Source organism: Empedobacter sp. UBA6305 (assembly GCF_002440405.1).
GTDB lineage: Bacteria > Bacteroidota > Bacteroidia > Flavobacteriales > Weeksellaceae > Empedobacter > Empedobacter falsenii_B.
Genome location: NZ_DJTP01000026.1, coordinates 39,212 through 55,282, shown reverse-complemented (window position 1 = coordinate 55,282; position 16,071 = coordinate 39,212). Strand labels below are relative to the sequence as shown.

The 16,071-nt window shown below is 32.5% G+C and carries 12 protein-coding genes and 5 tRNA genes; 4 read left to right on the top strand and 13 right to left on the bottom strand.

Translation table 11 applies throughout. The annotated features are described in order from the left end of the window. Nucleotides 1–12: 12 nt before the first annotated feature. From B3M86_RS06980 to B3M86_RS06965, 4 genes are all read right to left on the bottom strand, one after another. Nucleotides 13–3,141: a SusC/RagA family TonB-linked outer membrane protein gene (locus tag B3M86_RS06980; RefSeq protein ID WP_286494933.1), complete on the bottom strand. Its 3,129-nt coding sequence runs from the start codon at nt 3,139–3,141 to the stop codon at nt 13–15. A gap of 476 nt (nt 3,142–3,617) precedes the next feature. Beyond that, nucleotides 3,618–3,688: transfer RNA gene (locus B3M86_RS06975), tRNA-Cys, on the bottom strand. A gap of 52 nt (nt 3,689–3,740) precedes the next feature. Then, nucleotides 3,741–4,097, bottom strand: a complete 357-nt coding sequence (gene folB, locus B3M86_RS06970; RefSeq protein WP_219034030.1) for a dihydroneopterin aldolase — start codon at nt 4,095–4,097, stop codon at nt 3,741–3,743. Nucleotides 4,098–4,167: 70 nt separating this feature from the next. Continuing rightward, nucleotides 4,168–4,770 (bottom strand): superoxide dismutase, encoded by a 603-nt coding sequence (locus B3M86_RS06965; protein WP_219034029.1) that lies wholly within the window; start codon nt 4,768–4,770, stop codon nt 4,168–4,170. A gap of 135 nt (nt 4,771–4,905) precedes the next feature. On the opposite strand from B3M86_RS06965, the gene B3M86_RS06960 reads away from it, so the two are divergent. Next, nucleotides 4,906–6,111, top strand: coding sequence for a serine hydrolase domain-containing protein (locus tag B3M86_RS06960; protein WP_291067868.1), 1,206 nt, complete (start codon nt 4,906–4,908; stop codon nt 6,109–6,111). Beyond that, the gene (locus tag B3M86_RS06955) at nt 6,086–6,793 is read left to right on the top strand and encodes a 3'-5' exonuclease (protein WP_125348998.1); all 708 of its coding nucleotides are present in this window, start codon (nt 6,086–6,088) and stop codon (nt 6,791–6,793) included. Before B3M86_RS06960 ends, B3M86_RS06955 begins: the two co-directional genes overlap by 26 nt. Nucleotides 6,794–6,845: 52 nt before the next feature. Here the strand turns inward: B3M86_RS06955 and B3M86_RS06950 are convergent, their stop codons facing one another. Beyond that, complete coding sequence (locus tag B3M86_RS06950; RefSeq protein WP_280045420.1) at nt 6,846–8,267, bottom strand: hemolysin family protein; 1,422 nt, start codon at nt 8,265–8,267, stop codon at nt 6,846–6,848. Between the two features lie 178 nt (nt 8,268–8,445). Between B3M86_RS06950 and B3M86_RS06945 the strand changes: the two genes are divergently transcribed. Next, the gene (locus tag B3M86_RS06945) at nt 8,446–10,182 is read left to right on the top strand and encodes an ABC transporter ATP-binding protein (RefSeq protein WP_291067931.1); all 1,737 of its coding nucleotides are present in this window, start codon (nt 8,446–8,448) and stop codon (nt 10,180–10,182) included. 131 nt (nt 10,183–10,313) lie between these two features. Here B3M86_RS06945 and B3M86_RS06940 read toward each other — a convergent pair. The 5 genes from B3M86_RS06940 to B3M86_RS06920 form a co-directional block, all read right to left on the bottom strand. Beyond that, nucleotides 10,314–10,385: transfer RNA gene (locus B3M86_RS06940), tRNA-Glu, on the bottom strand. Nucleotides 10,386–10,483: 98 nt separating this feature from the next. Continuing rightward, nucleotides 10,484–10,555, bottom strand: a tRNA-Glu gene (locus tag B3M86_RS06935). Between the two features lie 286 nt (nt 10,556–10,841). Beyond that, a tRNA-Glu gene (locus B3M86_RS06930) sits at nt 10,842–10,913 on the bottom strand. 12 nt (nt 10,914–10,925) lie between these two features. After that, nucleotides 10,926–11,180, bottom strand: a complete 255-nt coding sequence (gene rpsT / locus B3M86_RS06925; RefSeq protein ID WP_038334974.1) for a 30S ribosomal protein S20 — start codon at nt 11,178–11,180, stop codon at nt 10,926–10,928. Nucleotides 11,181–11,274: 94 nt separating this feature from the next. Beyond that, a tRNA-Glu gene (locus B3M86_RS06920) sits at nt 11,275–11,346 on the bottom strand. 218 nt (nt 11,347–11,564) lie between these two features. Between B3M86_RS06920 and B3M86_RS06915 the strand changes: the two genes are divergently transcribed. Then, entirely contained in the window at nt 11,565–12,197 is a 633-nt protein-coding gene (locus B3M86_RS06915) for a C40 family peptidase (protein ID WP_038334971.1), read from the top strand. A gap of 56 nt (nt 12,198–12,253) precedes the next feature. On the opposite strand, the gene B3M86_RS06910 is transcribed toward B3M86_RS06915, so the two are convergent. The 3 genes from B3M86_RS06910 to B3M86_RS06900 are packed head-to-tail and all read right to left on the bottom strand — an operon-like array spanning nt 12,254 to nt 16,039. Continuing rightward, a complete protein-coding gene (locus B3M86_RS06910) occupies nt 12,254–12,961 on the bottom strand; it encodes a rhomboid family intramembrane serine protease (protein ID WP_286494940.1) in 708 nt (235 codons plus the stop codon). Further along, nucleotides 12,961–15,528, bottom strand: coding sequence for a DNA gyrase/topoisomerase IV subunit A (locus tag B3M86_RS06905; protein ID WP_219034066.1), 2,568 nt, complete (start codon nt 15,526–15,528; stop codon nt 12,961–12,963). Before B3M86_RS06905 ends, B3M86_RS06910 begins: the two co-directional genes overlap by 1 nt. Nucleotides 15,529–15,532: 4 nt before the next feature. Then, entirely contained in the window at nt 15,533–16,039 is a 507-nt protein-coding gene (locus B3M86_RS06900) for a hypothetical protein (protein WP_125348939.1), read from the bottom strand. Nucleotides 16,040–16,071 lie beyond the last annotated feature (32 nt).

Here is a 16,071-nt window from a genome sequence, read left to right as displayed (position 1 = left end):
AAATTCATTTTTTTAGAAAGAAACATTTAGTCCTAAACTTACTGTTCGAGACGGAGTGTAACGATAAGTTGTTGTACCGTTGAATGACTGCGCTGGTTCTAAACCTTGTCTTGCGGTCCAAGAATATAAATTCTCACCAGAAACATAAACTTTCAAATTGCTTAAACCAATTCCTTCAATTGCTCGTTTATCGAAATTGTAACCTAATTGTACTGTTTTGATTGTTAAATAATCTGAACTAACCAACCATCTTGACGAAGCAGCAGAAGCATTTGTTGTATTCGCAGTACTCATAATTGGCACATTTGTAACATCTCCTGGACTTTTCCAAGCTGATAACATATCTGTACTAATTGCTTGTCCTTGTGGATAAGAACTCATTAATAACGCATAATTACTATCATATGTTTTTCCTCCTAATTGATAATTCAACATAATTGAAGCATCAAAATTTCCAACTCTGAAATTATTTGTAATACTACCATAAACATCTGGTAATGATGATCCTGAATAATCATACAATGCATTCGCATAATTAGTAGTTACTTTAGTTCCGTTAACTGTACGTGTATTAGAATCGTCTGCTTTTGTTGGATCTTGAACATACAAAGCTGCTCCATCCGAAGAGTCTACACCATACCATTGACGCAACCAGAAATCATACAAAGAATGACCTTCTGCAATACGTTTTGTTCCATTGATAATTGCATCATCTTTTCCATTAGCCATTTTCAACATTTCGTTTTCGTTATGAGCAGCAATCAGACCTAAATCCCATGAGAATTTATCATTTCTAACAATCCCAAAGTTTAATGAAAGCTCGATTCCTTGATTTCTCATTTTACCAATATTTTGATAAATAGAATTTCCTGGAACTCCAGCAGAATTTGGCACAGGAACAGCGAAAATCATATCTTTTACATCTTGTAAATAATATTCTAATGATCCTGAAATTCTATTTCTGAACAATGCAAAATCTAATCCTACATCAAACGAATTTTTAGATTCCCATGTTAAGTTAGAATTACCAACTTGACCAAGTAAGACTCCCGATTCTGTCCCATTGTTATATCCCAAAGAATATAAATCTAAATCGACCTCATAACCTGGTTCTTCGCCAATTCCGCCATCATTCCCAACTTGTCCATAAGAAGCACGTAATTTTAATTCATTAATAACTGATGAATCTTTTAAGAAATCTTCTTTGTGGATATTCCATCCACCACCTACAGACCAGAAAATACCTTGATTATTTTCATCCGAAAAACGAGATGACTTATCTAAACGAGCAGAAGCAGACAACAAATATTTGCTTGCATAATCATAGTTAACGCGTGCAAAATATCCTTCTTTTCTAATGATGTAATTGTACCCCGTTGCACTTGTTGTATTCAAGAAATTGACTAGTTCATAAATACCAGAAACAGTTTCTCCAGTTTTACGAATATTAGAATAATCAGTTTTTCTCTCAAAACTTTCGTGACCTAAGATTGCATCGAAGTTGTGTAAACCGAATGATTTTCTATAATTTAAGATTTGATTGAATGTTGTACCTGTATACTTATATTCCGTAATTTCTAAAGCAGCAGTACCAGACGCATCTCCAATTTCTTTATTACCATATTCTTTGTATTTGTAATTTCTTACATCATATGATAAGTTTGAAGTAAATGTTAAACCTTTTGCAAGTTTAATCTCTGCATTAAATCTTGAATTAATAGAATTAGAATCTTGATATTGATTATTCAACAAAGTTTCTTGCAACACATTTCGTCCAGAACTTGCACTAGAACCTCTACCACGAGATTCGTTTCCATCATAAACAGGATTTCCTTCTGTATCATAAACACGTTGTCCATTTGCATCATACAAATAAGGCGAATAAATTGGCCCCATTGCTCGTGTAAAATAAAATGGATTGATATAAGAAGAACCTCCACTAGAATCAGCTTGATTCGATTTAATTAAACTTCCTGATAAATTAGTTCCTAATTTTAACCAATCTGTAACTTGAGAATCTACATTTACACGTGCATTATAACGTTCGAAATCAGATTTTATCACATAACCAGATTCTTTATTATAACCAAAACCTGCAAAATATGTTGTCTTCTCATCACCACCCGAATAATCTATATCATACTTTTGAAAAGACCCTACACGAGAGATATAATCTTGCCAATCAAAATCATTGTATAAAGCATCAGATGAAGTTAAAACTCCATCTACAACAACTTGATTATCGGCAACTCCGTAAATATTATTTTTAAGATTATTTGTAATTAAATTCGTTGAAGCATAAGCATTCGCTTGTGCTAATGTTGCAGAAGAATTTGAAGCTAAATAGCCATTTCGCATAGATTCCCAAGTAGCAACATAATAATCTCCTGCTCCAACTCTCGAATATTCTGGTATAGCTCTCGTTACAACTCCTGTATTTGAAGATAATCTAAAAGATCCTTTACCTTTTTTACCTTTTTTTGTTGTCACCATAACAACTCCATTTGCAGCTGATGCTCCATATAAAGAAGTTGAAGCAGCATCTTTTAAAACGGTCAATGATTCGATATCATTTGGATTCAAATCTTGTAAACTTCCTGTGTAGATAACCCCGTCTACAACATACAATGGCGAACTAGATAAGTTATAAGAACCTACTCCTCGAACTTGCACTTCCAATCCAGAACCAGGCTGACCAGAACCAGTTGAAACTTGTACGCCAGCTACAGCACCATCTAAAGCTTTTGCCACATTAGATAAAGGTCTGTTTTCTATATCTTCAGCTTTTATAGTTCCCACAGAACCAACTACAGTTTCCTTTTTCTGTACACCAAAAGCGGTTACAACCGTTTCTGCAAGATCTACAGTAGTATTAGACTGTAATTTAATAACACCTAAATGATTGCTCGAAACAACATAATCTTTTCCATTAATGATTAAAATATCACCAATTTTAGCATCAATATCAAATTCTCCATTTTCATCTGTGTAAGCTACTTTGTCTGAACCTTTGATTCTAATTTGCACATCTGCTTCTGGAAAACCATTGCCATCATTTATAATTCCTTTCGTTTGCCCATACGAAAATGCAGCAAAACCAAGAAAAGCGAATAAGCTTAATGAAGTTAATTTTTTTCTCATGTTTAATATAAATTGATGCTACAATGATATTTGACATCTTTAACTTCGAGATTATTTTAACTTTCATTCAATTTTAATTAGAATTTACTTAACATAAATAATGAATGATTTTGTTTATTATTTAATGGAATAATTAAGTAAAATTTTAAACATGACGTTTTAACTATTTTTAACATAATAATTGTACTAAAACGCACAACCTGATTTTCAGAAGATGAAAAAAATTGTAAAAAATAAATTTTTATGCTTCTTACAAAATGACTTAATATAAAAATCAAACAGACTTCAAAACAACTAAAATCATCCTTATATATAATATTGTTGTTTTCACAATATTGCATAAGATAATAACTATCAAAAGCAGTTAATAGTTGATAGATTTAAAAGCTTTTCGATACCTATTGTGAGGTTTTTTTGTGGAAAAATAAATGGACGAAAATAAAAAAAGCACTAATCAAATTGATTAGTGCTTTTTGAGGTTCCTAGCGGATTCGAACCGCTGTGGACGGTTTTGCAGACCGCTACCTAGCCTCTCGGTCAAGGAACCATTCCCGTTGTTTTGGATTGCAAATATAGCAATAATTTCAGAAAAAAAAAGTTTAATACGATTTTTCTAAAATAACACTCACTTTTTCTACATGCCCACCAATAGGAGGATTCAGCTTAGATAATTTTACTTTTGCATACGTGACATTCGTAAGTTCTTGACCTATACGATCTAAGACTCTTTTACAAACATGTTCCAAAAGTTTTGAACGAATACCTACTTCTTCCTTCACAATTTTATTTAACGAAACATAATCCAAAGCATCTATCAATTCATCCGATTCTGTTGCTTTCGTAAAGTCTGCATGCGCTTCCAAATCAACCAAATAATCAGAACCAATACGTGCTTCTTCATCTAAACATCCGTGATTCGAATATATTTTTATATTTTCTAAAATAATTATTCCCATAGTTCAAAGATAAAAAAAGACTTGCGTATTTCTACACAAGTCTTGTATTGTTTAATTTTTTTAAACCTTATTATTTTGCAGATGCATATCTTTCCGCAACTTTATCCCAGTTAATTACAGAGAAGAAAGCCTCAATATAATCAGGACGACGGTTTTGGTAGTTTAAGTAATAAGCATGTTCCCAAACATCTAATCCTAAAACTGGAAATCCTTGTACATCAGCAACCGGCATCAAAGTAGAATCTTGATTTGGAGTTGATGTAACAACTAATTTTCCATCTTTTACGATTAACCAAGCCCATCCAGAACCAAAGCGTGTTGCAGCAGCTTTAGAAAACTCATCTTTGAAAGCTTCAAAAGATCCAAAAGCAGCGTTAATTGCATCAGCAACTTCTGCAGTTGGTTGATTAGCACCACCTGGAGTTAAAATTTCCCAGAATAAATTGTGATTATAAAAACCTCCACCATTGTTACGAACAGCTGGTTTGTCAGTTCCTTTTGCTAAAATTTCTTCGATTGTAGCGTTTGCTAAATCAGTTCCTTCAATAGCAGCATTCAAATTATTTGTGTACGCAGCATGGTGTTTATCATGGTGAATTTCCATTGTTTTTGCGTCAATATGAGGTTCTAATGCATCAAATGCATAAGGTAATTTTGCTAATTCAAAAGCCATAATATTTATTTTTTAGATTTAATTTTCTTGTATAAAGATACACAATAACTCAACAAATATGATTCCGAAATGATAGAATTTTAACATTATTTAATAGTAAAAGCTTATTTTAGTAAAAGATTCTAAATTTTTGAAATGAAAATACTTTGGAAAATAATAAAATGGTTCATCATAATCATTTGTGTATTAATCCTAATTCTTTATGCAACAGGGAATGACTACATTTTTCGTGGCGTAAAATTAACCTATATGAAAGGTGAAAGCACTGCGAATATCAACGATCACAAAGATTTTGATAACAATGTAATTTTGGCAGATGCACCGCGAGTTTGGCATCAACATTTAGATTATAATCAATTTTCGCTGTCAGCTAATTTCGAAAAGGAGATGAACGATTTCGGAACTGCTGGATTGGTTATTATAAAAGATAATCAAATTTTGAGCGAATATTATTTTAATGGATATGCGCAAAATGATATTACCAATTCTTTTTCGATGGCGAAAACATTCACAACAATGATGTTGGGAAAAGCGATTGAACAAGGTTATATCAAAGGTTTAGATCAAAAAATAACAGATTTCATTCCTGAATTTAAAGATGATAAATTTGGAGCTGAATGTACCGTTGGCGATTTATCTGCGATGACATCTGGTTATGATTGGGACGAAGATTATTATTTCCCACTCAATCCTACTGCTAAAGCGTATTATGGTGATGATATCGTTAAACAAATGTTAGATCGAAAATTTGTTTCTCAACCTGGCGGACATTTCAAATATCAATCGAGTGACACGCAATTATTAGGAATTGTGATTGAACGCGCAGTGAAAAATAAATCGTTATCGCAATATTTTCAAGAAGAATTTTGGCAACCAATGGGTATGGAATTAGATGCGCAATGGTCGAAAGATAATCCGAAAGGAATGGAGAAAACCTATTGTTGCTTCAATGCGACAGCGCGAGATTTTGCCAAACTTGGGCAATTATTATTGAATGATGGAAATTGGTACGGAAAACAAATTTTGGATTCAGCATTTGTTCAGAAAATGGTTTTACCAAACAAAAAAGCGTTTGGACCAAATGAACCACAAATTTATGGTTATTCAGTTTGGATGGATTACAATTACAAAACGCCTTTTTATGCAATGTTAGGACATTTGGGACAACGTATCATTGTAATTCCTTCAGAAAAATTAGTTGTTGTTCGAACTGGAAAAACGCATAATGATCAGCCAAATAATCGTCCAATTGCAGATGGCGATGTTTATCGATTGGTAGACGAAGCGATGCGAATTAATCAAAAAGTGAAAGAAAATGATCCAACGAATTCAATACAGTAAAATATTATTTTTAGACATCGAAACGGTTCCACAAACCGATGATTGGAATCTTTTGTCTGAAAGAACACAAGCTCTTTGGGAAAAGAAAACAGCTTATCAACGCAATAATAACGAGATTTCTCCTGAAGAATTCTACCACGAACGCGCTGGAATTATGGCTGAATTTGGGAAAATAGTTTGTATTTCGGTCGGAATTGTGGTCAAAGATTCTTTTATTCACATCAAAAGTTTTTATGAACATGATGAGAAAAAATTGTTAGAAGATTTCAATTCAATGTTGATTGAAAACTTTTTCAAGCCTGATCATATTTTATGTGCGCACAACGGAAAAGAATTTGATTTTCCGTACATCGCTCGCCGAATGATGATTAATCAAATTGAAATTCCAGCTATTTTGCAATTATTTGGTAAAAAACCATGGGAAGTTCAGCATTTGGATACAATGGAATTATGGAAATTTGGTGATTACAAGAACTTTACATCCTTAGATTTATTGGCAAATGTTTTCGAAATTCCAACTCCAAAAGATGATATCGATGGTTCACAAGTTGCGCGTGTATATTACGATGAAAACAATGTTGAACGCATCAAAGATTATTGTGAAAAAGATGTTGTAACCTTGATTAATGTTTTCAGGAAAATGCGCTACGATCAACCTTTACAACGAAAAGAAGATATATAAAAACAAAAAAATCCGCTCAATGAGCGGATTTTTTTGTTTTTATATTTAATGATTAATTTTCATCATCTTCTGCTGAATCTGGTTCATCGCGGAAGTTTTCAATCAATTCATCTTTCACTTTCAATTGTACTTGCTCAACAGAATTTCGGTACATTTTGATAATTGTTCCTGTATATTCTTCCAAATCAATCAAATCTCCTTCCGTTAATTCCTTATCAGGATAACATTCAGAAATCAATCCAGCCAGCGTATCATAATGTTCGCTTTCTTCGAATCTAAACGGTACTAAACGATTAATATCGCTTATCGCATTGTGTGCATTTATATTATAAACACCTTCAGAAACACGAGAAACAATTGGATCTTCGTTATCATATTCGTCTTGAATTTCTCCAACCAATTCCTCCAAAATATCTTCCATCGAAACAATCCCTGCAACTTCACCAACTTCATTTGTTACAATTGCAATTTGCATATGTTTTTTCTGAAATTGTTTCATTACATTTTTAATCAACGCATTTTCTGAAATAAAAATTGGCTCACGTAACAATCCTTCAATTTCAGTTTGATTTGGATTTTCTAACAATTGCTTGATTAAATCTTTTGCGTAAATGACACCTTTTATATTATCAAATTCTTCTTCGTAAACAGGATAACGCGAATAACCTTCATTAATCGCATAATCTAATGCATCTTTTACAGAAGTATTAATATTAATTGCTGAAACATTTTTACGCAACGTTTGAATATTCATCACACGACGATCATCAAACTCAAACACATTTTGAATTAAATTACGCTCAGATTCTTCAATTGCTCCACCTTCAGAACTTTCTGTAATAATCATTTTCAACTCTTCTTCTGTGTGAATTTCTCCACCATGAATAGGATGAATTCCAACCGCACGCAAAATAACAGTTGCCAAACCATTCATTAATACAATAAGTGGTTTGAAAACAAAATAAAATGCACGAAGTGGCCAAGCTACTGTAAATGTAGTTTTTGTTGGATACTGAATTGCGATAGATTTTGGTGCTAATTCACCAAAAACAATGTGCAAAATAGTAATGATAACGAAAGCTGCTGGGAACGCAACATTATGCGCAATCGCTGTCCAAGAAGGAGAAGTTAAACCAACTACTTCAAAAAGTTTTACGATTACAGGAGTTAAAGAGCTTTCTCCAACCCAACCAAGACCAAGCGAAGCTAATGTAATACCTAACTGTGTTGCGGCAAGATAAGAATCTAAATGATTAACGATTCGTTTTGCAGCATTTGAAGTTCTTTCGTTAATATCTTGATTAACTTCAATTTGTGACGAACGTACTTTTACAATTGCAAACTCGGCTGCAACGAAAAAACCATTTAATAAAACAAGGAAAATTGTAAGCAAAAGTTTTGCTACAGAAATTTCATCGGCGACATTGTGATTAGCGACTAAAAACAATGTCGAAATCTGGGAGTATGTATCCATTCTTCGAATTTAAAAAACTGACTTGTTATAAGTTTTTATAAGTCAGTAAATCAATACATCTAAATTAATAAAAAAAATTAAAAATCACAACGTTTTGATTCGTAGCAAAATTACAAAATTTATAAATACAAAATCTTAGAAATTATTGATTCGAGAAAATGATTAAAAAAATCACTAAATTTCCACTTCATTTACCAAGCAACAATTTGCCATGCAAAAGCAAGATTTACATTATATTATCGAAGTCAAAAATTTATCGATTTCTTTTGGAGATAAACAAGTTCTGAATAACATCAATTTCAAAGTAGAACAAGGCGATACATTAGGAATTGTTGGAGAATCTGGCTCTGGAAAGTCGTTAACTTCATTAGCTATTATGGGTTTATTGTCTCCTAATGCGACAATTCATCCCGAAAGTGAAATTCTTTTTCGTCAAGATGATAAAATGATAGATTTACTTAAGCTTTCGCCTAAAGAACTGGAAGAAATAAGAGGAAATGAAATTGGAATGATTTTTCAAGAACCGATGACTTCTCTAAATCCAAGTTTGCGTTGCGGAGAACAAGTGGAGGAAGCGATTCGTTTGCATCAAAATTTATCGAAAGAAGAAGCTAAAAAGAAAGTTCTTCATCTTTTTGAACAAGTTAAATTACCAAATCCCGAACGTATTTATAAAGCTTATCCACACGAATTATCTGGTGGACAAAAGCAACGTGTAATGATAGCAATGGCGATTTCTTGTGAACCCAAATTATTGATTGCCGATGAACCAACAACTGCTTTGGACGTTACAGTACAAAAAGCGACATTAGATTTGTTGAAAGAATTACAAGAAAAAAATAACATGAGCATGTTGTTTATTTCTCACGATTTGGGCGTGATTGCGAATGTTTGTGAAGAAGTTTTGGTGATGTTTCGTGGTGATGTTGTGGAACAAGGAAATGTAGAAACAATTTTTAATCATCCGAAAGAAAATTATACAAAAGGATTAATTGCTTGTCGACCTCGATTGGATGAACGCGCAAAACGTTTACCTACGGTGAAAGATTTCTTAGAAAATCCAAATTTCGAAACTGAAATCTATACAGAAGAAGAACGCGAAGCTTTTCACGAAAAAATTTATGCAAATCCTCCAATTTTAGAGGTTAAGAATTTGAAGAAATACTTCTATCCTTCGACTTTATTTGGAAATGCAACCATCCCGAATGTAAAAGCTGTCGATGATATTTCGTTCAAAGTTTATCCAGGTGAAACAATGGGCTTGGTTGGCGAATCGGGTTCTGGAAAAACAACATTGAGTAGAACTGTTTTGTTATTAGAAAAACCAACTGCTGGCGAAATTTATTATAATGGTATAGATATTACGAAACTGAAAAAAGAGGAGATTCGTAAATTAAGAAGAGAGATTCAGATTATTTTCCAAGATCCATATTCAAGTTTGAATCCCCGACAAACCGTTGCGCAAATTATTACGGAGCCAATGCAAGTGCATAAAATTGGTCAGAATAAATCGGAACGATTACAAACGGCTTCATCTCTTTTGCAAAAAGTAGGTTTATCAGATCAAGATTTGAACAAATATCCGCACGAATTTTCTGGTGGGCAACGTCAACGAATTGGGATTGCTCGTGCTTTGGCTTTAAATCCTAAATTTATCATTTGTGATGAATCTGTTTCTGCGTTGGATGTTTCTGTTCAGGCACAAGTTTTGAATTTATTAAATGATTTGAAAACAGAATTTGGATTTACCTATATATTTATCTCGCACGATTTGGCGGTTGTAAAATATATGAGCGATCAATTATTGGTGATGCAACACGGAGAAATGAAAGAATTGAACGATGCAGACAAGGTTTATGCGCATCCGACAACAAACTATACCAAAGAATTGATAGAAGCTATTCCAAAGCTATAAAAGGATCTTTTATAAAAGCAAAAAGCGTTTGAAGTTTATTTCCTCAAACGCTTTTTTATTGATCGCAATAAATCAATATAAACTAAACTATTTCAAAATAAAAAAAGCATCCAAATCTGAATGCTTTTTAGTAGTCCCTAGGGGAATCGAACCCCTCTTTCTAGAATGAAAATCTAGTGTCCTAACCGATAGACGAAGGGACCTCCTTTCGTATTATTGTGGTGCAAAAATAAACGTTTATTTTTTATTACCAAACAATTTTCGAAAAATTTATACTATTTTTTTTAATCAAGTCAAATTGTAGTCCCTAGGGGAATCGAACCCCTCTTTCTAGAATGAAAATCTAGTGTCCTAACCGATAGACGAAGGGACCACTTAATATGAATTAATTAATTCGAATATTATTTATTTTGAATGAACGTCATTTTGTGTTGGGAGTTGTAGAAAAGTCGATGTATAATTCTAATAATTTGAACCAAGTTGAATTATACAGCGACATTTTCATTCCCGATTAATCATCTAAACATTATGATTAACCTTTACAAACAAAACACAAAAAACAATTTCCTTTACACAGTATTCTACTGGTTGTTTAAAAAATCAACAACTATGAACAAGGAAAAAAAAGATTGCAATAATGCAATCCATCTATTAATTTGTAGTCCCTAGGGGAATCGAACCCCTCTTTCTAGAATGAAAATCTAGTGTCCTAACCGATAGACGAAGGGACCACTTTTATTTTATTAAGCTAATCCCGCAATATGTTTCGCTAACTTTGATTTTAAGTTTGAAGCTTTATTCTTGTGAATAATGTTTCTTTTTGCTAACTTATCAATCATTGAAGAAACTTTCGGAAAAACTGTTTCTGCTTCATTTTTATCAGACTCAGATCTTAAAGCTTTAATAGCTGTACGAGCTGATTTGTGATAATATTTATTACGATCGCGTCTTACCGCTGACTGTCTAATTCTTTTTAATGCTGACTTATGATTTGCCATAACTTAAATCTCTTTCTATTTTAGTTCGGCAAAGATATAAACAAATATTTTATCTCGCCAAATTAATTTAATAATTTTCTAAAACACTTTTATGTAGCCCATAGGAGAATCGAACTCCTGTTTCCAGGATGAAAACCTGATGTCCTAACCACTAGACGAATGGGCCGCATGACGGCTTAACCACTTGTTGTGAAAAGCGAGTGCAAATGTAGAACAATTTTTTGGACTTCCAAATATATTTAAAAGTTTTTTTGAATATGTTTTTGTTAAAAAATGTTAAGGAAGTTAATATTTTGTCAAAACAACTCTTATATATAATGAGTTATAATTTTAACAATTACTTTAGCGGTGCTATTAAAATTTATACAAACGAATACTCAATATATGAAAGCATCGATATTAGGTGTAGCTGCAGTGGTTTGCACGATGTTTATTACATCATGTTCATCTTTAACCCCAGTTAGTGAAGCTACAGAATATTCTTCGAGAAGTTTCGTACCGAAACCAAGAGCTATTGAAGCTCAAGCTAAAATAATCAATAAACATGCCAATTTAGATGTTACACCAATAGAAATTAACGATGAAGCGAAATCTATGGTTGTGTTAAACAGCGTTTTAGAAGAAACGAATGAATTGTTTGCAGGGTTTTTATTAAAAGAAGCAGAAACGTATATTGGTACACCTTACCGATACGGAGGCACAACAAGAAGTGGTATTGATTGTTCTGCCTTTGTTAGAAACGTTTTCGAAACTTTCAATAAAAATTTACCTCGTGTATCTGCAGATCAGGCAAGAGAAGGTTTTACAGTTAGTACAGACGAAGCAAAGGAAGGAGATTTAGTTTTCTTTGCAACAAGAGGTCGTGGTAGAGTTTCGCATGTAGGAATTGTTCATGGAAGAAATAAAGATGGAGTTTTAGAATTTATTCATTCATCTACTTCTCAAGGTGTTATGGTATCTTCTTTAAATGATAGATATTGGGGACCAAAATTCTTATACGTAAAAAGAATATTATAACATTATCATAAAAAAAGCATCAAGTAATTTTGATGCTTTTTTTTTGTCTTATTTTTTTATTTTCGATGTTCTCTCAAAATCATCACAAGCAATACAATTAATGGAACAATCATTCCTAAAATATAATATGTATTGATTTGTAAAATTGTTGGATAAAATAATATTGCAGATAATAATCCCACAATTGCTCCACCTAAATGCGCTGAATGCCCGATGTTCCCTAAATTAGTTTTCATTCCATAAACTGAATATCCTAAATATAAAATTCCGAAAATCCAGGCTGGAATTGGTAAAGCAAAAAATAATCTTAATTCCATTTCAGGAAAAGCTGCAATTGCAGCGAATAAAATCCCTGTGACTCCTCCAGAAGCTCCTACTGCCGAATAAAAAGTTTCTTTCTTGTGAATCAACAAAGACAAAAGATTTCCGCCAATAACCGCTGCAAAAAAAACTAAAAGAAACATTCCGTAACCTACATTTAGTTTAGCATTCGAAAAGTCTCCTAATAAAAATCCTTCTGGACTTGCAAAAAAACCGATAACAGGATTCGCAAAAAAGTAAAGAGTTAACATATTGAATAACAAATGAGTAAAATCAACATGTAAAAATCCTGAACTTAAAATTCTATAGTATTCCTTATTATATAATATCGACCCTACTTGGAATTTATATTTTTCAAAAAAAGCTAAATCGTTAAAACCTTTCCAACTTACCAAAACATTCAATCCAATAACGACTAATGCCACAATAGAGATGTCTCCCATTATTCTTCTATATTTTCTTCTTCATTATTATCCTCCTCAATCGCATCAAATAGCGTCGGCTGCGGCTCTTCTTCTGACTCCTCCTCTTCTTCTGGTTCTTCGAATGGAAGCGGTTCTAACACATTAATCTGTTTTAATTTATATGTCGTCAATTGATTTCCTTGCGCTTTAATTCCTTTAACTGTAATAAATTCTTCTAAATTTATCACTTCTGGTTCTTTTTCTAAACCTTTTACTTTCGGGAAAATCAACTCAATAACTGGTAAATAATCTGTCGAAACAACTTTTATTGATGATTTACCATCTTCTAACGTATAAAAAGTTTGTGGAGAAAATGTATCTTCTAAAAGGAAACGTTTCACAAAATAACGATCTTTTTCTGCATCATAATACACGCAAGAAATCGGTTTTGAAGGTTTCCATTTCTCGATAATTTCTAAATCTTCGTCAAAACGATTACTCAAATCAAACGAAACCAATTTTGCTTCACCTTTTTTATTAATCGTTAAAATTTTATCATCACCCTTAAAAGAACCTAATAAAATCCCCAATCCATCTGCATTTAGGCGTTTTGTATCCGTATCAAACCAAATTTGACGAGGTGCTAAAGTCGAAACTCCTTCCTCTTTCAATTCTACTTTTTTGATTGGATATTTTGTTACTAAATTTCCTTTTGATGCACGACCTTTAATCGCTAAATCAGCAAAATTAATATCAAATTTTAATTTTTTGATTCGTTGATGAGTTTTTAAAATAATTGATACAACTTCGGCTTCTCCATTTGGATTTGCTGAAAAATACAACACTTCCGAACCTTTATTACCAGCCGTTAAATCATATTCTTTATCGCGAGTAATTCCCGTTACAGCAAAACGTTTTTGATAAGCCGGACCATTTTTACCATCGCGATAAATCAAGTTATAAATGGTACGTTTATCATTTTTATGCCAAATTCCAACATGAATAATTCCTTTTCCAACAAAAGTTTTTGCATCAACTTTTGTCACAATCATCGAACCATCATGTTTGAAAACCACAATATCATCAATATCAGAACACTCGAATAAATACTCGTCTTTTTTCAATGAAGTTCCGATAAAACCTTCGTTTCTATCCACATAAAAACGTGTATTTGCAACGGCAACTTTTGTCGCATCAATCGTATCAAATGTTCTAATTTCTGTTTTACGTTCTTTTCCTTTTCCGTATTTTGTCTTTAGGTTTTTGAAATAATCGATCGCATAATCAATCAAATTTGCTAAATGATGTTTTACATTCTCGATTTTATCTTCTAATGATTCAATAAATTGTTGTGCTTTATCTAAATCAAATTTTGAAATACGTTTGATTCGAATTTCTGTTAAACGCGTAATATCTTCTTCCGTAACTGGACGAATTAAATGCGCAATATGTGGCTTCAGCCCTTTATCAATCGCAGAAATTACACCTTCCCATGTTTCTTCTTCTTCGATATCGTGATAAATTCTATTCTCGATAAAAATTCGTTCCAACGAAGAAAAATGCCATTGTTCTTGCAGTTCATCTAACTCAATTTCTAACTCTTTTTTCAACAATTCAACTGTATTGTTTGTATTGTGAATTAAAATTTCAGAAACTGTTAAAAATTCTGGTGTTTGTTCATTAATCACACACGCATTTGGCGAAATAGAAATCTCGCAATCCGTGAATGCATACAATGCATCAATTGTTTTGTCTGGACTACTTCCTGGAACAAGATGAATTAAAATCTCAACTTCAGCCGCTGTATTATCTTCAATCTTTTTGATCTTGATTTTACCTTTATCATTGGCTTTTAAAACTGAATCAATCAAAGATCCTGTCGTTGTGCCGTAAGGAATTTCCGTAATTTTTAACGTTGTTTTATCTTCTTGCAAAATCTTTGCACGAATACGCACTTTACCACCACGCAATCCATCATTATAATCGGAAACATCAACCAATCCAGAAGTTAAAAAATCTGGGAAAATTTGAAATTTCTTTCCTTTCAGATGTAAAATTGACGCATCAATTAACTCATTGAAATTGTGTGGCAAAATCTTTGTTGACAAACCAACTGCAATTCCTTCTACTCCTTGTGCCAAAAGCAAAGGAAATTTGATTGGAAGATCAATTGGTTCTTTATTTCGACCATCATAAGATGGTTGCCATTTTGTAGTTTTTGGATTATAGACAACTTCTAACGCAAATTTAGTTAATCGAGCTTCGATATAACGCGACGCAGCTGCTCGGTCACCAGTGTAAATATTTCCCCAGTTTCCTTGCATATCGATCAACAATTCTTTTTGACCAATTTGAACCATTGCATCAGAAATCGCCATATCACCATGCGGGTGATATTTCATCGTATTTCCTACAATGTTCGCAACTTTGTTATATCGTCCGTCTTCCAACTCGCGCATTGAATGTAAAATTCTACGCTGAACTGGTTTCAACCCATCATAAATAGATGGAATTGCTCGTTCTAAAATTACATAAGAGGCATAGTCAAGAAACCATTCTTGGTACATACCAGAAACCTTCTTGATGCTCTCTTGATTGTCTTGCATCATGTTAAATAGCTACTTCTACATTGTTTTTGACCATACAATTAGACTCCACAATTTTGTCTAATTCAGTCAAAATAATATTAATATTTCGGTTAGAAATGAATGCTAAACGAAATTTGACTTTTGTTAAATTGGTAGGATTCTTTTTACTGTTAATATAAAAGACAACGTTTTTTGAAAGAATTCCTTTCTGAAAATCGTATTTGATCAATTTATACTTCGGTAAATCGATTTTGTTCGTTTTTGAATCTAAGAAGGATAAAAATCCAACATTCTTCGTTTCAAAAGTTATGGTTTCACCTTTTGTGTCTATCGCAAAAAATTGATTTCCACTTTTATAGCTTACATAAATAAACAACGCTATAAAAATTGCAACAACATAAGGTGGTATTATGTGATACTTGTAAGGTAAAATACCAGCATACATAATAAGGTTTAGAATGATTAAAATAACGATGGTGAAATTTAGCATTTTAAAGAGCTGTATCACATTTTTATTATTCTTCTTCATATTTATAAAATAGGTGTTTAGGTTAGATAGAA